12 protein-coding genes are annotated in these 17,805 nt (G+C 66.5%); 4 read left to right on the top strand and 8 right to left on the bottom strand.

The genetic code is table 11. The features are described from left to right. Positions 1 to 11: 11 nt before the first annotated feature. Together RA164_RS01710 and RA164_RS01705 are read right to left on the bottom strand one after the other, a co-directional pair. Entirely contained in the window at positions 12 to 911 is a 900-nt protein-coding gene (locus tag RA164_RS01710) for a class I SAM-dependent methyltransferase (protein ID WP_412731056.1), read from the bottom strand. 119 nt (positions 912 to 1,030) lie between these two features. Continuing rightward, complete coding sequence (locus RA164_RS01705) at positions 1,031 to 1,693, bottom strand: NYN domain-containing protein (RefSeq protein WP_329742256.1); 663 nt, start codon at positions 1,691 to 1,693, stop codon at positions 1,031 to 1,033. A 222-nt stretch (positions 1,694 to 1,915) separates the two neighbouring features. Between RA164_RS01705 and RA164_RS01700 the strand changes: the two genes are divergently transcribed. Further along, entirely contained in the window at positions 1,916 to 2,860 is a 945-nt protein-coding gene (locus RA164_RS01700) for an aldo/keto reductase (RefSeq protein ID WP_329742255.1), read from the top strand. 12 nt (positions 2,861 to 2,872) lie between these two features. Here RA164_RS01700 and bla read toward each other — a convergent pair whose 3' ends face one another. The 5 genes from bla to RA164_RS01675 all read right to left on the bottom strand — a co-directional run bounded on the left by bla (position 2,873) and on the right by RA164_RS01675 (position 14,142). Beyond that, positions 2,873 to 3,739 (bottom strand): class A beta-lactamase, encoded by an 867-nt coding sequence (bla, locus tag RA164_RS01695; protein ID WP_329742254.1) that lies wholly within the window; start codon positions 3,737 to 3,739, stop codon positions 2,873 to 2,875. Positions 3,740 to 3,904: 165 nt separating this feature from the next. Then, a complete protein-coding gene (locus RA164_RS01690) occupies positions 3,905 to 6,127 on the bottom strand; it encodes an NADP-dependent isocitrate dehydrogenase (RefSeq protein WP_329742253.1) in 2,223 nt (740 codons plus the stop codon). Between the two features lie 213 nt (positions 6,128 to 6,340). Continuing rightward, positions 6,341 to 9,481, bottom strand: coding sequence for an efflux RND transporter permease subunit (locus tag RA164_RS01685; RefSeq protein WP_329742252.1), 3,141 nt, complete (start codon positions 9,479 to 9,481; stop codon positions 6,341 to 6,343). A gap of 82 nt (positions 9,482 to 9,563) precedes the next feature. Then, the gene (locus RA164_RS01680; protein WP_329742251.1) at positions 9,564 to 12,779 is read right to left on the bottom strand and encodes an efflux RND transporter permease subunit; all 3,216 of its coding nucleotides are present in this window, start codon (positions 12,777 to 12,779) and stop codon (positions 9,564 to 9,566) included. A gap of 124 nt (positions 12,780 to 12,903) precedes the next feature. Next, positions 12,904 to 14,142, bottom strand: coding sequence for an efflux RND transporter periplasmic adaptor subunit (locus RA164_RS01675; protein WP_329742250.1), 1,239 nt, complete (start codon positions 14,140 to 14,142; stop codon positions 12,904 to 12,906). A 428-nt stretch (positions 14,143 to 14,570) separates the two neighbouring features. Between RA164_RS01675 and RA164_RS01670 the strand changes: the two genes are divergently transcribed. Further along, positions 14,571 to 15,092 (top strand): c-type cytochrome, encoded by a 522-nt coding sequence (locus RA164_RS01670; RefSeq protein WP_329742249.1) that lies wholly within the window; start codon positions 14,571 to 14,573, stop codon positions 15,090 to 15,092. Positions 15,093 to 15,164: 72 nt separating this feature from the next. Here the strand turns inward: RA164_RS01670 and RA164_RS01665 are convergent, their stop codons facing one another. Then, positions 15,165 to 15,791 carry an acyl carrier protein phosphodiesterase gene (locus tag RA164_RS01665; RefSeq protein ID WP_329742248.1) on the bottom strand — a complete coding sequence of 209 codons (627 nt, stop codon included), beginning with the start codon at positions 15,789 to 15,791 and terminating at the stop codon, positions 15,165 to 15,167. A 60-nt stretch (positions 15,792 to 15,851) separates the two neighbouring features. On the opposite strand from RA164_RS01665, the gene RA164_RS01660 reads away from it, so the two are divergent. Beyond that, positions 15,852 to 16,550, top strand: coding sequence for an alpha/beta hydrolase (locus tag RA164_RS01660; RefSeq protein ID WP_329742247.1), 699 nt, complete (start codon positions 15,852 to 15,854; stop codon positions 16,548 to 16,550). 71 nt (positions 16,551 to 16,621) lie between these two features. Then, positions 16,622 to 17,743 (top strand): cell division protein ZapE, encoded by a 1,122-nt coding sequence (zapE, locus tag RA164_RS01655; RefSeq protein ID WP_329742246.1) that lies wholly within the window; start codon positions 16,622 to 16,624, stop codon positions 17,741 to 17,743. The last annotated feature ends 62 nt before the right edge of the window (positions 17,744 to 17,805 follow it).

Genomic DNA, 17,805 nt, shown 5'->3' with positions numbered 1-17,805 from the left:
GACGCCCTCGCTCAAAGTACCGGCGACACGGACGACGCCGCAGCCGGCGGCATCGGCTTCACGAAGCGCAGCGTCATGCGGTCGGACTCGCCGATCGCCAGGTAGCGCGCCCGGTCCGTCACTCCCAGCGCCAGTGTCGGCGGCAGGGTCCACACGCCCTTGGCGTAGTTCCTGGTGTCCTTCGGATTGGCGTTGATCTCGCTGCTGCCGTCGAGCTTGAAACCGGCAGCGGTAGCCAGCTTTTCGACGTAGGCCACGGGCAGGTAGCCGCTGCCTTTCACCGCGGCCAGCGTGGCACCCGCAGCGGCGCGATGCTCCACCACGCCCAGCACCCCGCCGGGTCGCAGTACCGCGAAGAAGCCCTTGAACATCGCCGGCGCGGTACCCGCCTGCACCCAGTTGTGCACGTTGCGGAAGGTCAGCACCGCATCGGCCGAACCGGGCTTGCCGAACACCGGTGCCTGCGGGTCGTACTGCAGAATCGTGGCCTTGCCGTAGACCGCGGGATCGGCGGCGAATTTCGCGCGCAGCGCGGCATCGTCGCGCTTCGCTTCGGCACTGCCCGACGGCAACGGTTCGGCAGCCGTGTAGCTGCCGTTGTCGCGCAGCAGTGGCGCCAGCACCTCGCTGTACCAGCCGGTGGCCGGATCGATCTCCACCACGTCCTGGTCCGGTTGCACGCCGAAGAACTGCAGCGTCGCCTTCGGGTGACGGTAGACATCGCGGGCCCGGTCGGCGGCGGAACGCCATGCGCCGGCCAGCACCGTGTCCAGTTGCGCGGCGGTGAAGTCGCTGGCACTGGTCGGCGGCACCAGCTCGCCCTGCGGCTGATCCTGCTGGGCTCGCACCGGGCCAGCCATGCCCGCCAGCATCAAGGCCATGCAGCAACCAGCGACGAACGGGCTTTTCATGAACGACTCCTTCGCATGAGGCAAGCCGTCGAAGGTTGACGGCCGGGACGTGCACAAACGGTGGACGGACGCTGCGGCATGGTCTTCGGCGGCCTGCATGGGCCTTGCCTGCGTGCGGATCAGAACGGTCGCGGGCACACCGACTGCAGTCCGTCGATGTGCTCGTGCAGGTCCGGCGCAATGCCCTGCCACATCGGATCGAGGATGAAGTCGATACCTTCGTAACGGGCCAGCTTGGCCGCCGGGATGAAGTCGGCATCGCCAGCCACCAGGATGATCTGGTCGACCAGCTTCTTGTAGGTGAGCGCGGCGATGTCGATGCCGATCTTCATATCGACCTGGGTCTGGCGCATGTCCGGCTCGAAATGTTCGTCGCCGAGATCGTCCGAATGCAGCTCGCCGTCGCGCAGCTGCTGCAGCGCGCCGTATTTCAGCTTCCACTCGCCGCGCTCGGCCAGGCGGCCCAGGCGCAGGGCCATCTTGCGCTGGCGGCGCAGCTGGTCGTGCAGGTCGCGGCGGAACTCGGCGGCGGCGGTGCGGCCGAAGTCGATGCTGTCTCCACTGACCGGGCGCACGAAGCGCTTGTCCAGCGGCGGGCAGTCGTAGAAAAAGATGCGGTAAAGCGATTCGCGCGGACGGTCCAGCGCCTTCAGGTGCTCCAGTGCCATGCCGAACACGGTCTTGGCCACGGTGCGTGCATCGTTCGGATCACGGTCGCCCCAGACCTTGCGGTAGCGGGCGAGAAAAAACGCGCCGTCGACGAGGATGGCGGTACGGCTCATAGGAATTCCTCATGGGATGATGCATGGGCAAAACAGACGTATGCCGGCCGCCATACGCGCCCGGTAACGTTTATTTTACTTCATCGCGAACACCGCCGGGGCCCGGACTCACTTGATCGAGCGCCGGCACGTACCCACGTCTACCTGATCTCATCCTGCGGGGTCGTGGTGCGTGCAGGCGCGCCCACGGCGCCGGTGTCGTTGCTTACCCGGAGATAGCTCATGTCATATCGTTCCCTCGGCCGTTCCCCGCTTTCGGTCGCCCCGCTCGCCTTTGGCGGTAACGTGTTCGGCTGGAGCGCCGACGAACAGCGCACGTTCGAACTGCTCGACGCTTTCGTCGACGCGGGCTTCAACTTGGTCGATACCGCCGATGTCTATTCCGCATGGGTACCGGGCAACCAGGGCGGCGAGTCGGAAACCCTGATCGGCAAGTGGCTGAAGCGGAGCGGCAAGCGCGACAAGGTGGTGATCGCCACCAAGGTGGCGAAGTGGGCCGAGCACCCGGGGCTGTCGCCACTGAACATCAACCAGGCGGTGGACGCTTCGCTGCAACGCCTGCAGACCGACCACATCGACCTGTACCAGGCCCACGAAGACGATGCCAGCGTGCCGCTGGCGGAGACCCTGGGTGCATTCGCGCGGTTGATCGAGGTCGGCAAGGTCCGCGTGATCGGCGCGTCCAACTACAGCGCCGACCGCTTCGGCGAGGCGCTGGACGTCGCCCGACAGCACAACCTGCCCCGCTACGAAACCCTGCAGCCGGAATACAACCTGATGTCGCGCGCCGGGTACGAGCAGGAGATCGAGCCGCTGGTGCGACGTGAAGCCATCGGCGTGATTCCCTACTACGCACTGGCCAGCGGCTTCCTCACCGGCAAGTACCGCAGCGAAGCCGACCTGGGCAAGAGCGCAGCACGTGCTGCCGCGGTCAAGCCGTATCTCGATACCAGAGGCCTCGGTGTCCTTGCCGCGCTGGACAAGGTCGCCGCCACCCACCAGGCCACGCCCGCGCAGGTGGCACTGGCCTGGCTGATGGCCCGGCCCGGCATTACCGCACCGATCGCCAGCGCCACCAGCGTGGAACAACTGCACGAGCTGTGCGGGGCGGCGAACCTTGCTCTCGGCAGCGACGACATCAACCTGCTGGACCACGCCAGCGCCTGAGCCGGTGAGGCGTCACACGCGTGACGCCAGCGTGCCGACCTGTGCCAGCACGGCCTTGCGCCGACTGGTCAGGCCGGTCGGCCCTTCGTAGAACGCCACCACCAGCAGCGGCTTGCGTCCGGGCGGCCAGATGATCGCCACGTCGTTGGTCTGGCTGCGGCTGCTGCCGGTCTTGTCGCCCGCCGTCCAGCCCATCGGCAGACCGGCACGGAGCTGGTCCATGCCGGTGGTGTTGTGACGCATCCAGTCGGTCAGCCGCGCACGCGACGAGGCCGACAGCACGTCGCCCAGCAACAGCGCCTGCATGTCGGCCAGCATCGCGTCCGGCGTGCTGGTATCGAGCAGCCCGCCGGGCGCCGGTACATTGAGCTCGGGCTCGTAGCGGTCGAAGCGGGTCAGCGGATCACCCAGGCCGCGTACATAGCGGGTCGCAGCGGCCGGCCCACCCAGGCTGTCCAGCAGCAGGTTCATCGCGGTGTTGTCGCTGACCGTGAGCGCCGCGTGGCAGAGCTGCGCGATGGTCATGCCCGGTGCCCCGGCATGCATACGGGTGATCGGCGCCCAGTCGAGCACCGCGTCGCGCCCGAACACGATGCGCCGATCCAGCCGTTCCTGCCCACGGTCGACCTTTGCCAGCACCGCGCCGACGACCAGCAGTTTGCCGGTGCTGCACATCATGAACCGCTGGTCCGCACGATGGCGCAGACGCCGACCGGTTCCGGTATCGAGCACGGCCACGCCCAGACGGCCGCCATACCGGCGCTCCAGTTCGGCCGGCGTGGCGATGGTGCCGGCCACACCCGCCAATGCCAGCGACGGGCGGACGGTCCATGCGGCGGCGCCCAGCAGGGCGCTCTTCATCAGGTCGCGGCGACGCATAGGCTCTCCTCCGGATGGCGTGGATGATGCTGCAATCCATGCAAGCTAGCCGACAAGTCTGACATTCCGCGGCCAGTCGCCGGACGCCGCCATGACGACGCCCTAGCCCACAACGAAACGGGGCGCCCGATGGGCGCCCCGCTCGTCGACTGCGACGCGTGATGCTCAGCTCAACGCAGCCAGCGCCTTGTTGAAGACCGCACTGGGCCGCATGGCCTGGCCCACCTTGGCCAGGTCGGGGCGGTAGTAGCCGCCGATCTCGACCGGCTTGCCCTGCACGCCGTTGAGCTCGCCGATGATCGCCGCCTCGTTGTCGGCCAGGGCCTTGGCCAGCGGGGCGAACTTCGCCTTCAGTGCAGCGTCCTCGTCCTGCGCGGCCAGTGCCTGCGCCCAGTACAGGGCCAGGTAGAAATGGCTGCCGCGGTTGTCGAGTTCGCCGACCTTGCGCGCGGGCGACTTGTTGTTGTCGAGGATCTTGCCGTTGGCCTGGTCCAGCGTCCTGGCCAGCACGCCGGCCGCCGCGTTGTCGTAACGGCTGGCCAGATGTTCCAGCGAGGCGGCCAACGCCAGGAACTCGCCCAGCGAGTCCCAGCGCAGGTAGTCCTCTTCCACGAACTGCTGCACGTGCTTGGGCGCGGAACCGCCGGCACCGGTCTCGAACAACCCGCCGCCGGCCATCAGCGGCACGATCGACAGCATCTTCGCGCTGGTGCCCAGTTCCATGATCGGGAACAGGTCGGTGAGGTAGTCGCGCAGCACGTTGCCGGTCACCGAAATGGTGTCCAGGCCCTGCCGGATACGCTGCAGCGAATAGGTGGTGGCGGCCACCGGATCCATGATGCGGATATCCAGGCCACTGAGATCATGGTCCTTCAGGTAGCGCTCGACCTTCTTGATCACCTCGGCATCGTGGGCCCGCTTCGGGTCCAGCCAGAACACCGCCGGGGTGTGGCGTGCGCGGCTCACGGCCAGCTTCACCCAGTCCTGCACCGGCGCGTCCTTGGTCTGGCACATGCGCCAGATGTCGCCGGCTTCCACGTCGTGCTGCAGCAGCGCCGTACCGGAGGCGTCGGTCACCTTGACCACGCCATCGGCCGGAATCTGGAAGGTCTTGTCGTGCGAGCCGTACTCCTCGGCCTTCTGCGCCATCAGGCCCACGTTGGGCACGCTGCCCATGGTGGCCGGGTCGAACGCGCCGTGCGCCTTGCAGTCCTCGATCACCGCCTGGTAGACGCCGGCATAGCTGCGGTCGGGGATCAGCGCAAGGCAGTCCTGGCGCTCGCCGCCAGCGTTCCACATCTTGCCGGAGTCGCGGATCATCGCCGGCATCGAGGCGTCGATGATCACGTCGCTGGGCACGTGCAGGTTGGTGATGCCCTTGTCGGAGTTCACCATCGCCAGCGCCGGACGCCTGGCGTATTCGGCTTCCACGTCGGCGCGGATCTCGGCCTGCTTGGCTTCGGGCAGTGCACCCAGCCGCGCATACAGGTCGCCGATACCGTTGTTCGGGTCGAAACCGACCTGCTTCAGCGCATCGGCATGTCTGGCCAGCACGTCCTTGTAGAACTCGCCCACCACCACGCCGAACATGATCGGGTCGGAGACCTTCATCATGGTGGCCTTCAGGTGCACCGAAAACAGCACGCCCTCGGCCGTGGCGGCGGCGATCTGCGCGTCGACGAAGGCGGCCAGCGCCTTGCGGCTCATTACCGCGGCGTCGATGATCTCGCCGGCCTTGAGCGCGGTCTTCTCCTTCAGCACCTTGCGGGTGCCGTCCTTGCCGAACCATTCGATCGCCACCGTGGTGGGCGCATCGACGGTGACCGACTTCTCGCTGCCGTAGAAGTCGCCGCCGTCCATGTGCGCCACGCGGGTCTTCGAGTCGCCGCTCCACGCACCCATCTTGTGCGGATGCTTGCGGGCATAGTTCTTCACCGACAGCGGCGCGCGACGATCGGAGTTGCCTTCGCGCAGCACCGGATTCACCGCGCTGCCCTTGACCCGGTCGTAGCGCGATTTGATGTCCTTCTGCGCATCGTCGGCGGGTTCGTCCGGATAGTCCGGCAGTGCATAGCCCTTTGCCTGCAGTTCCTTGATCGCCGCCTTCATCTGCGGCACCGAGGCGCTGATGTTCGGCAGCTTGATGATGTTGGCCTCGGGCGTGGTCGCGAGCTGGCCCAGCTCGGCCAGGTCGTCGGCGACCTTCTGGTCGTCCTCAAGACATTCGGGGAACTGCGAAAGAATGCGCCCGGACAGCGAAATGTCGCGCGTTTCCATCGCAATGCCCGCGGTGCCGGTGAACGCCTTGACGATCGGCAGCAGCGACTGCGTCGCCAGGAACGGCGCTTCGTCGGTCAGGGTGTAGATGATCTTGGGGGTGTCGGACATGATGGCACTGACCCTCTGGCGGTTCGGGGAAAGGGAGCGGCCCGGCGCGGTTCAGGCCCGTGCCGGGCATGCGGCGCAGCGCCCAAGACCAGGTCCGGGCGACACGTAACCTTTCTATTGTCGTGCTTTCCCGCGGCCAGGCAAAGCACCGTGCGCCCTATGGATGTTGCACGACGCACGACCGCGTCGCGCAACACGGCATCGATGGCCGCCTCAGCCGGCCTGTTCGAGCAGGCGCAGCCGCCGCCGGTTGCGCCAGGCGTGCCAGCGTTCGCTGAGCCCGGAGAACACCACATACAGCGCCGGGGTGCTGAGCAGGGTCAGGCTCTGCGAGAACAGCAGGCCGCCGATCATCGCGATACCCAGTGGCCGGCGCAGGTCCGAACCCTGGCCCAGGCCGATCGCGATCGGCAGCGCGGCCAGGATCGCCACCATCGTCGTCATCATGATCGGACGGAAGCGCACCATGCAGGCCTCGCGCGCGGCCTCGCGGGCCGACACGCCGTGTTCGCGCTCTGCCACTAGGGCGAAGTCGATCATCATGATCGCGTTCTTCTTGACGATGCCGATCAGCAGGACCAGCGCGATCTGCGCGATCACCGACAGCGGTGTGTGCGTGATGTACAGGGCCAGCAGCGCGCCCACACCGGCGGCCGGCAGGGTCGACAGGATGGTGATCGGGTGGATCAGGCTTTCGTAGAGGATGCCCAGCACGATGTAGACAGCCAGGATCGCCGCCAACAACAGCAGGATGCCGCCATTCTGTGATTGCCTCAGGCGCCGGAAATCGCCGCCCAGCTCGAGCTTGATGTCGCCCGGCATGCGCATGTTCTGCACGGTCTTCTCGATGATCTGCATCGCCTGGCCCATGGTCACGCCCGGCGCCAGGTTGAAGCTGAGGTTCTCCACCGTGGACTGGTCGTGGTGGTTGATGTGGGTCGGCGTCAGGCTGGGCACCTGGTGGGCCAGCGCGGCCAGCGGAATCATCTGCGGCGTGCCGGCCACGCTGGACGACTTGCCCTTGAAGTAGATCGTGTCGAGGTCGGCCGGCGTCTGCATCTGGTCCGGCGCCACACCCAGCACGACCGAGTACTGGTTGAGGTTGGAGTAGATCTTCGACACCGAACGCTGGCCCAGCGCGTCGTACAGCACCGTGTCGACCGAACCCATGCCCAGGCCCAGCGCAGCGGCCTTGTCGCGGTTCACCACCAGATCCTGTTCGAGCCCCGACTTGCCCATGTCGCTACCCACGTCGAGCAGCTTGGGATTCTTCTTCAGCTGGTCCACCAGCTTGGGCAGCCACGCTTCCAGTTCGGTCAGGCTGTCGCCCTTGATGCCGATCTGGTACTGCGCACCCTGGTTGGAACCGCGGCCACCGAAACTCGGCAGGTCCTGCACCGCGCGCATGCGCACGTCCAGGTCGGGGTAGTGGCTGGCCATCGTGCTCAGCCGCTGCAGCGCCTGCATGGTCGAATCGGTGCGTCCCTGCGCATGCGTCTTCAGCTCCACATCGAAGAATGCGCTGGCGCCCTGACGGCTGGTTCCCAGGTGCGAACTGACCATGGCCACATCCTTGTCTGCCAGCAGCATGTCGTTGAAGCGTTGCTGACGGTGCACCGACTCCTGGAACGAGGCGGTGGCACCCGACATGCTGATCCCGCGGATCAACCCGGTGTCCTGCGCCGGGAACATGGTGAACTGCAGTTGCCCGAACAGGAAGATCGTCACGAATATCAGCACCAGCGGCGTCAGCGCCAGTACCACCGCATGCCGAAGGGCGAAGTCCAGCGCCCGCTCGTAGACCCGGTGCATGCCTTCAAGCATGCGGTCCAATGCCCGCCCGAGCCGGGACGGGGGACGTGGCGCGACCGTGTCGAACGACTTGAGGAAACAGGCGCACATCGCCGGCGTGAAGGTCAGCGAGACGGTGGCGGAAAGCACAATCGCCGCCACCAGGGTGACGGTGAACTGCTTGAAGAACATGCCGGTGATGCCGCCCATGAAGATCAGCGGCGCGAACACCGCCACCAGCGAGGCGGTGATCGACACGATGGTGAAGCCGATTTCCTTTGCACCCTTCAGGGCAGCTTCGCGACGCGTCATGCCCGCGTCCATGTGACGGATTACGTTCTCGATCATCACGATGGCGTCATCGACCACGAAGCCGATGGCCACCACCAGCGCCAGCAGGGTGAGGTTATTGAGGGTATAGCCGAAGGCATACATGACCACTGCCGCACCGGCCAGCGACAGCGGCACGGCACCGGCGGCGATCATGGTCGGCGCGATGCGGCGCAGGAACAGCGCCATCACCAGCACCACCATGCCCAGGCTGATCAGCAGGGTCAGCTGCACCTCGCGCAACGAATTGCGGATGGTCGGCGTGCCGTCGAAGAACGGGGTCAGCTTGGTGCCCGGCTGCAGGTAGGCGCGCAGCTCGGGCAGCGCTGCCTTGACCCGGTCGACGGTCGCGATGACATTGGCGTCCGACTGCTTGTAGACGTACAGCAGGATCGCCGGCTTGCCCTGGAACCAGCCCGCCTGGTAGCGATCCTGCGTGCCCTGATAGACGTGGGCGATATCGGACAGCCGTACCGGCGTGCCGTTCTGCGTGGACACGATCAGGTTGGCGAACTGGTCCACACTATGCATCGAATCGTTGGCGGTCACCGTCATCGAGGTGATGCCGTTGTCCAGCGTACCCAGCGGCGAGGTGTTGTTGGCTGCGCTGATCGCGTTGCGCACGGAGTCCATGGTCAGACCCATGCTGTTGAGCTTGCGCATGTCCACATCGACCCGGATCGCCGGTGTCGAGGCGCCGGCAATATCCACTTCGGACACGCCATCGATCTGGCGTACCCGCTGCGCCAGCAGCGAGTCGGCCACGTCGTAGAGGCTCCTGACCGACTGCGTCTTGGAGGTCAGCGCCAGTTCGATCACCGGGTCGTCGTTCGGGTTGGCCTTGCGATAGCTGGGCTGACTGGTCAACCCGCTCGGCAGATCCGCCTGCGCGGCATTGATCTGCGCCTGCACGTCCTGGGCGGCGGCATTGATGTCCACCCCCGCGTTGAACATCAGGAACACGAACGTGCTGCCCTGCGAGCTGGACGAATGCATCATGTCGATGCCGGGCACCTGGCCCAGGTGACGTTCCAGCGGCGCGGCCACGGTGGTGGCCATCGTGGTCGCGCTGGCACCGGCTTCGCTGGCCTGCACGAAGATCACCGGGAAGGACATGTCCGGCAACGCGGCCACGCCGAGCCCGACATAGCAGATCAGTCCCGCGACGAAGATGCCGATCGCCAGCAGGGACGTGCCGATCGGGCGGCGGATGAACGGGCCGGAGATATTCATGGGGCGATGACGATCGGGTACCTGGGACAGACAATGGAACGCACGGACACGGCCGCGGGATGACCGCGGCCTTGCCGCAGGCTCAGGTGGCCTGCGGCAGGGCGCGCCGGGCCTGCCGCTGGCGCATCCATGCCGAGAAACGTTCCATGTACAGGTAGATCACCGGCGTGCTGTAGAGGGTGATCAGCTGCGAGAGCAGCAGGCCACCCACGATCGAGACGCCCAGCGGCCGGCGCAGTTCCGCGCCGATGCCGTTACCCAGCGCCAGCGGCAGCGCGCCGAGCATCGCAGCCGCCGTAGTCATCATGATCGGGCGGAAACGCAGCAGACAAGCGCGCCGGATCGCTTCCAGCGGTGTATGCCCGTCACGCTGCGCCTCGATCGCGAAGTCGATCATCATGATCGCGTTCTTCTTCACGATGCCGATCAGCAGCACGATGCCGACGATGCCGTCCACCGACAGGCTCATGCCGCACAGGTACAGCGCCAGCAGCGCGCCGACACCGGCCGGCGGCAGGGTCGAGATGATGGTGATCGGGTGGATATAGCTCTCGTAGAGCACGCCCAGCACGATGTAGATCACCACGATCGCGGCCAGCAGCAGGTAGACCTCGCTGCTGATCGACGAGGAGAACTCGGCCGCCTCGCCGATGAACTGCCCGCGCACCTGCAGCGGCATGTTCAGCTTGGCCTTGACGTCGTTGATCGCCGATACCGCCTGCGACAGCGAGTAGCCGGGTGCGAGGTTGAACGAGATGGTCACCGCCGGCAGCTGGTCCTGGTGGCTGATCACCAGCGGCGCACTGGTGGTCTTGACCGTGGCCAGCGCGGACAACGGAATGGTGCCGCCACCGCCCACGGTGATGCCGATGTTGGACTGCCCGATGCCGGTCGCCGTGGCCGAGTTGCTGGACGAGACCTGGCCGAAGCTGGTCGCGTTGGTGCCGGTCAGCGCGCCGTTGCCATTGCTGGCCACCGCAAGCTGGTTCAGCAGCGACGAGGTATTGCGGAACTGCGGCGCCACCTCCATCACTACCCGGTACTGGTTGAGCTGGGTGAAGATGGTCGAGATCTGGCGCTGGCCGAACGCGTCGTAGAGCGTGTCGTCGATGGTCTGCACCGGCACGCCAAGGCGGCTCGCCGTATCGCGGTTGATATCGATCTGCAGCGCGTCGCCCTTGTCCGCCAGGTTGTTGTCGACATCCGACAGCTCGGGCAGCTTGCGCATGGCGCTGGTCATCTGGGTGGCGTACTTGGCCAGCTCGTTGCTGTCCACTTCGGACAGCGAATACTGGTACTGCGTGGCCGAGACGCGGGTATCCAGGGTGATGTCCTGCACCGGCTTCAGGTACAGCGCGACACCCGGAATGTTGGCGGCATCGTGCTGCAGACTCGCCAGCACGCTGTCGAGATCGCCGCGCTTGCTGCGGTCCTTCAGCACGATGCTGAGCTGGCCCTGGTTGAGGGTCGGGTTGATCGTGCCGGCGCCGATGAAGGCAGCAACACCGGCCACCGCCGGATCCTTGCGCAGTGCCGCCGCCACGGCCTTCATGCGCGTCTCCATTTCGGGGAAGGCGATGTTCTGGTTGGCCACCACCACACCGGTGACCATGCCGGTGTCCTGCTGCGGCAGCAATCCCTTCGGAATCACCATGTACAGCAGCACCGTCACCACCACCGTAAGCGCCGCGACCAGCAGGGTCAGCCGCTGATGTCCGAGCACCCAGTCCAGCGAACGCTCGTAGACGCCGACCACGGCCATCCACCAGGTGCGGCGCCCCTCGGCGGCATGCCGCTCGTGCGCGTCGTCGGCCTCGGGCAGTGCGTCCGGCTTGAGCAGGTAGGCGCACATCATCGGCGTCAGCGTCAGCGACACCAGCATCGAGATCGCCACCGCGATGGCCAGCACCCAGGCGAATTCATGGAACAGCCGCCCGGTCACGCCCGGCATCAGCAGCAGCGGCAGGAACACCGCGATCAGCGACACCGTCAGCGACAGCACGGTGAAGCCGATTTCCTTGGCGCCGGCCTCGGCGGCCTCCTTGCCGGGCTTGCCCTGCTCGATGTGCCGGACAATGTTCTCGATCATCACGATCGCGTCGTCGACCACGAAGCCTGTGGCCACGGTCAACGCCATCAGCGAGAGGTTGTCCAGCGACATGTCCATGAACGACATCGCGCCGAACGTGCCCAGCAGCGACAACGGTACCGCTACTGAGGGAATCACCGTGGCCCACAGGCGCCGCAGGAACACGAAGATCACCGCCACCACCAGCGCAATGGTCAACAGCAGGGTGAATTCCACGTCGTGCACCGAGGCCTTGATGGTCACCGTGCGGTCGGAGAACACGTCCAGCTTCACCCCGGTCGGCAGCACCGCGCGCAGTGCCGGCAGTTGGGCGCGGATGTCCTCGACCGTCTTGACGATGTTGGCCCCCGGCTGGCGACGGATGTCGAGCAGCACCGCCGGCTGGTTGTTGGCCCACGCGGCGACCTGGTCGTTCTCCACGCCGTTGACCACCTTGGCCACGTCCTTCAGCCGTACCGGCGCACCATTCTGGTAGGAAACGATGACGTTGCGGTAGGCCTCAGCGCTCTCGATCTGGTCGTTGGTGCCGATGGTGTAGCTCTGGGTCGCGCCGTTGAGCGTGCCCTTGGGTGCATTGACGTTGGCTTCGGTCAGCGCGCTGCGCAGGGTCTCCAGGGTCAGGCCCATGCCCGACAGCTTGGCCGGGTTGACCTGGATGCGCACCGCCGGCTTCACGTTGCCGGCGATCGACACCAGACCCACGCCTGGCACCTGCGACAGCTTCTGCGCCAGGATCGAATCGGCGTAGTTGTTGACGTCGCGCAGCGGCATCGTCTTCGACGACAACGCCAGCGTCATGATCGGTGCGTCGGCCGGATTCACCCGGTTGTAGACCGGCTGGTACGGCAGCGAGGCCGGCAGGATCGCCTGCTTGATGGCGGCCTGCACGTTCTGCGAGGCCACGTCGATGTCCTGGTTCATGCCGAACTGCAGCACGATGGTCGACAGGCCCGCGGACGAGTCGGAGGTCATCATCGACAGGCCGGAGATCTGGCCGAACTGGCGCTCCAGCGGCGTAGTCACCAGCGATGCCATGGTGCTGGCACTGGCGCCCGGATACTGGGTGGTGACCACCAGACTGGGTGCCTGGATGTCGGGCAGCGCTGCCACCGGCAGTCCGCGGAACCCGAGGATGCCCAGCAACAGCACCGCCGCCATCAGCAGCGAGGTGGCGATCGGTCGGCGAATGAAGAGCGAGGAAAATCCCATGGCGTCTGTCGTGCTTCAGGCTGTCAGTGGCCCGCTGCACGGCCGATGCCGTGCAGCTTCGGGGGGGATGCCGCGGCGGCGGCCGCGCGCGACCGGACGCGCGCGGCGCCAGCTCGTGCCGGCATCAGCGGCCGCCCTTGTGCGCTGGCGCGGATGCCTTGCCCGGTGCCGACGGCACCTTCGCGACGGGAACTTCACCCGGTTTCAGCGGTTCGACCATGCTGCCGGGCTTGAGCCGGAACTGGCCTTCGGTCACGACCTTCTGGCCGGCCGTCAGGCCCTTGCTGACGAGCACCTCGGTGTCGCCGACATTCTCGCCCGTAGTGACGTTCTGCATGGTGACCGTGTTGTCGGGCTTGAGCAGGTAGACATAGTCGCCGTCAGGCCCGCGCTGCACCGCCTGCGAAGGCACCACCACGCCGTGGTCGACCGTGCCCACCTTCAGGCGCACGTTGACGAACTGGCCGGGGAACAGCACTTCGTCCGGATTGGGGAACTGCGCCTTCAGCTCGAAGCTAGCGGTCGTGGGGCTGATCTGGTTGTTGATCACCTTCAGCGTGCCGTCGTTCTCGATCACCTTGTTGCCGGCACTGTCGAGTGCGGCCACTTCCAGCGGCTTGCCGGCTGACTGCGCCTTGCGCACCTGCTCCACCGACGACTCGGGCAGAGTGAAGGTCACATAGATCGGCTTCACCTGGGTGATCGTGACGATGGTGCTGGCCGTGGTCAGCACATTGCCGATGTCCGAACCGCGAATACCAGCAATACCGCTGATCGGTGCCGTCACCTTGGTGTAACCCAGGTTGACGCGGGCCTGGTTGATCGCGGCCTGGTTGGCTTCCACGGTCGCCGCGTACTGGTTGACCGTATTGCGCAGGCTTTCCAGGTCCTGGGTGGAGACGTAGCCCTGCTTGGCCAGCGGCAGGCTGCGCTTGAGGTTGCCGCGCGCCGTGGCCAGCAGTGCCTCGTTCTGCTTCTTGGTGGCCACGGCCTCGTCATAGGCGGCCTGATAGGTGCGCGGATCGATCTCGGCCAGCACCTGGCCCTGCTTGACTTCGCCGCCTTCGGTGAAATCCAGCTTCATCAGCAGGCCGCCCACCTGGGGGCTCACCGTTGCGGTGTTGAAGGCCTGCACGGTGCCGTTGGCCACCATGTAGATCGGGACGTTCTGCTCCACGGCCGGCACCACCGTGACCGGAATGGGCTGTTCCGCCTTCTTGCCCTGGGCCGAGCCGGCCTGCGCCATGTGCTGCCTGCCGCCATAGCCCTGGCCGGCACGATGCTTGTGTGCCAGGTGCAAGCCGAAGAGGGCGACCAGGATCACGACGACAACGATCAGCGCGATCTTCCAAAAACGCGACATGTAGAACTCCCGGGTAGACCGCCGGACCGACACGATCCGGGCCGAGGCGCCAGTGCCTGGCACTTGGGTTTGAATATGACTTCGATGGATGAAGGATAGGCTCTGTTCAACGTTACCGAACAATGCCAGTTGACAGGGGTGGGGCATGACCGATGGCAGGGGTAGCGCTATCGCCCATCGGAAGCTGAAGCATACGGATTTTCGCTGCCCGGCGGGAATCGGGCGATCCGGAGCCGGGGCGGCCGGACGTCTGAAACTTGTGTCTGGCTTCGTCTATACTGTCAAAGTTATCCTCCGTACGACTCTAGGGGACTCTCCAGGGGAGTCGTGGCGTGGTGATTTCATCCACCAGCAAGCAGGCAACCTCGGCCGCCCAGGGGGCTTCCGGGTAACCCAACGATGACGGGAGTACTTGCGTGAGCGGATCCATGAGCAAATCCGACAAGGGTTTTCTGCGTCAGTTCTCGATCCTCATCGCGGGCCTTTGCCTGCTGACCCTGGTGCTGATCGCCACGGCCATCACGATCTACGACCACGAGCCGGCGGAAACCAACCCCGACACGGCCAAGGCGGCTGCGGCACGGCTGGCGCCGGCCGGCGACGTCTACGCCGGCAATACCGGCCGGGCCGCGATGGAGGCAGCCCAGGCTGCCGCCGCCAAGGCGGCCGCCTCGCAGGTAGCCTACGGTGGCACCACCGACGGCAAGACCATCTACAACCACCTCTGCCACACCTGTCACACCGCCGGCCTGCTGGGTGCGCCGAAGCTGGGCGACAAGGCCGCCTGGGCTCCGCGTATCGCCGAGGGTCTGGACACCCTGATCAAACACGCCACCGACGGCTACACCGGCCCCGACGGCAACCACATGCCGGCCAAGGGCGGCAATCCGGCGCTGACCGAAGCGCAGATCAAGGCTGCCGTGACCTGGATCGTCAGCCAGGCCAAATAAGCCTGCAACGCCCGCCACCGTCAGGCCGCGCCCGGCGGCCGACGAACCGGCATGCGCCGGCACCCCAGCCGCTCAACCGTTATCCGCTCGATCCGGGCCCGCCGGCGCCAAGTCGGCATCGCCGCGTATCCACGCCTGTGCATAAGCACGCAATTCAGGGAAGAAGGCACTGAAATGTGCTTTCAGGCGCTGATCGAGCGGAACCAGCACCGGCAGTGCATCACCCAGCGGGTTGGCTCGCTGCAGCCGCTGTGAGATCCCCTGCAGCGCCGCCCCCAGCTCGTCGCGGCGCGCATAGCCCGCCGGCAGGTCGTGCGCCTCCATGTACGCGCGGAACCGGCGCAAGCCCTGCGGCAGGAACGGATCGCGCCGACGCAGCAAGGCCCGCACCTGTGCCGAGAATTCGGCCAGCGGCACCTCACTCCAGCGCGCGAAATCGCGCGCAAGGCAGTGATCGAACCACATGTCCAGCAGAATGCCGGCATAGCGACGATACGGCGGCTCGAACAGGCCGTGTGCCGCCACCACCTCGGGATGCCGGTCGGTGAACACGTCGATCGCCCGGTGCAGGCGGATGCCAGCCACGACCTCCGGCGGCAGCGAGGGATCGGGTGCTCCGCGCACGAAATCGCCCATCAGCCCACCCAGCCGGAGCCCGTCGTCGTCGCCGGCCAGCAGGGTGTGCGCCAGATGGTTCATCGCATGCGTCCTCCGCAGGCCGGCGCACCGCGAGTGTGGCCGGCGGTTATCATGGTCCGCATGAACCTCACTCCCCTCCCCGACAACCCCGCCACTTTTCCGAACCAGGCCGCCAGCTTCGCGCTCGACGGCCCGGCCGGCAAGCTGGAAACACTCAGCGACGTGGCCGAGCGCCCCGGCGCACGCCGCGGCACCGCGGTGATATGCCACCCGAACCCGGTCGAGGGCGGCACCATGCACAACAAGGTGGTGACCATGCTCGAGCGCAGCCTGCGCGAAGCGGGGCTGGACACACTGCGCTTCAATTTCCGCGGCACCGGCAGCTCGGACGGCAGCTACGACAACGGCGACGGCGAGAGCGACGACCTGGCCGCCGTAGTGGCATGGGTTCGCCGCGTGCGCCCGGACGATGTGCTGTGGCTGGCCGGGTTCTCGTTCGGCAGCTACGTGACCATTCGCAATGCGACCGCCCTGGGCGCCAGCGCGCTGATCAGCATCGCGCCACCGGTCGGGCGCTGGACGATGGGCAGGGACACCCTGCCCGACTGTCCCTGGCTGGTGGTGATGGGCGAGGCGGATGAAGTCGTCGACCCGCAGGCCGTGTTCGACTGGATCGACGAGATCGAACCTGAACCGGTACTGGTGCGCATGCCGGAAACCGGCCACTTCTTCCATCGTCGCCTGATGGACCTGCGCGGCGCCGTGAAGCACGCCACCCGGGACTGGCTGCCGCCACTGCGCGACGGCCCCACGCCCTAGTCCCCAGGGCGAGTTCCGACCGTCGCGGCGCGATCCGCGATGGATGCCCGTCACTCCCTGCTCCGCACCCCATGTCCGAACCGACACTCTCTCCGTCCGACCGCTATCACGAAGGCGTCGCCGCCCACCGCTGGCAATCCGACCCGGCGCAGCTGGCCGTGCTGCCGGCATTCGACCGCATGCATGCCGCGCTTTGCGCCACACCGGCCAATGGCAACGGCAACGGGCTGTTCGGGCGTCTGAAGTCGCTGCTGGGCAGCGAGGAACCGACACCCGTGCAGGGCCTCTACCTGTGGGGCAGCGTGGGCCGCGGCAAGACCTTCCTGATGGACCTGTTTGCCGCCAGCCTGCCGCACGGCGTCGCGCTGCGCCGGCATTTCCACCGCTTCATGCGCGAGGTGCACGAACGCATGCGCGAACTGGGCGAACGGCAGGACCCGCTGGTCGAGGTGGCCGCAGGCCTGGCCCAGCGCTGTCGCGTGCTTTGCCTCGACGAGTTTCTGGTCGAGGACATCGGCGACGCAATGATCCTGGCCAACCTGCTGGACGCATTGTTCGCGCGCGGCGTAGCGCTGGTCACCACCTCCAACACCGCCCCCGCCAACCTTTACCGCGACGGCCTGCAACGCGCCCGCTTCCTGCCTGCCATTGCGCTGATCGAGCGGCAGTGTCAGGTCGTCGAGATGGTGTCCGCGCAGGACTGGCGGCTGCGCGCACTGACCCAGGCGCCGGTCTATCACACGCCGCCCGGTGCCGAGGCCGAGCGCGCACTGATGCGCATCTTCGAGGGCCAGGCCCAGGGCGACGTGCAGGAAGGCGGCGAGCTGCGCATCAACGACCGCTCGATCCCACTGCGGCGAAGCGCGCAGGACGTCCTCTGGTTCGAGTTCGACGCACTGTGCGACGGACCACGCGCGGTTGCCGACTACATCGAGCTGGCCAGGCGCGGGCCGACGGTCATCGTCTCCAACGTGCCGCAGTTCACCGTCTACACGGAAGACGCCGCCAAGCGCTTCGTGCAGCTGGTGGACGAGTTCTACGACCGTCACGTGAAGCTGGTGCTGTCCGCCGCCGCGCCCATCACCGAGCTGTACGACGGCGAACGCCATCGTGCCGAATTCGGCCGCACCGAATCGCGCCTGATCGAAATGCAGAGCCAGGACTACCTGGCCCTTCCGCACCGGCGGGACTGAACCCGTACGCATGCGGATTGCGTGCCCGGCAGGCACGCAGTAGCCTGAACACTGGATCCAGC

This window comes from Dyella sp. A6, assembly GCF_036320485.1.
GTDB classification, from domain to species: Bacteria; Pseudomonadota; Gammaproteobacteria; order Xanthomonadales; family Rhodanobacteraceae; genus Rhodanobacter_A; species Rhodanobacter_A aluminiiresistens.
The sequence above is the reverse complement of the archived record's forward strand: the minus strand, read 5'-3'. Positions and strand labels throughout refer to the sequence as shown.

Coding starts and splice junctions, on each gene's coding strand:
- RA164_RS01710 (WP_412731056.1), bottom strand. CDS start 911: ATGAAAAGCCCGTTCGTCGCTGGTTGCTGCATGGCCTTGATGCTGGCG.
- RA164_RS01705 (WP_329742256.1), bottom strand. CDS start 1,693: ATGAGCCGTACCGCCATCCTCGTCGACGGCGCGTTTTTTCTCGCCCGC.
- RA164_RS01700 (WP_329742255.1), top strand. CDS start 1,916: ATGTCATATCGTTCCCTCGGCCGTTCCCCGCTTTCGGTCGCCCCGCTC.
- bla (WP_329742254.1), bottom strand. CDS start 3,739: ATGCGTCGCCGCGACCTGATGAAGAGCGCCCTGCTGGGCGCCGCCGCA.
- RA164_RS01690 (WP_329742253.1), bottom strand. CDS start 6,127: ATGTCCGACACCCCCAAGATCATCTACACCCTGACCGACGAAGCGCCG.
- RA164_RS01685 (WP_329742252.1), bottom strand. CDS start 9,481: ATGAATATCTCCGGCCCGTTCATCCGCCGCCCGATCGGCACGTCCCTG.
- RA164_RS01680 (WP_329742251.1), bottom strand. CDS start 12,779: ATGGGATTTTCCTCGCTCTTCATTCGCCGACCGATCGCCACCTCGCTG.
- RA164_RS01675 (WP_329742250.1), bottom strand. CDS start 14,142: ATGTCGCGTTTTTGGAAGATCGCGCTGATCGTTGTCGTCGTGATCCTG.
- RA164_RS01670 (WP_329742249.1), top strand. CDS start 14,571: ATGAGCAAATCCGACAAGGGTTTTCTGCGTCAGTTCTCGATCCTCATC.
- RA164_RS01665 (WP_329742248.1), bottom strand. CDS start 15,791: ATGAACCATCTGGCGCACACCCTGCTGGCCGGCGACGACGACGGGCTC.
- RA164_RS01660 (WP_329742247.1), top strand. CDS start 15,852: ATGAACCTCACTCCCCTCCCCGACAACCCCGCCACTTTTCCGAACCAG.
- zapE (WP_329742246.1), top strand. CDS start 16,622: ATGTCCGAACCGACACTCTCTCCGTCCGACCGCTATCACGAAGGCGTC.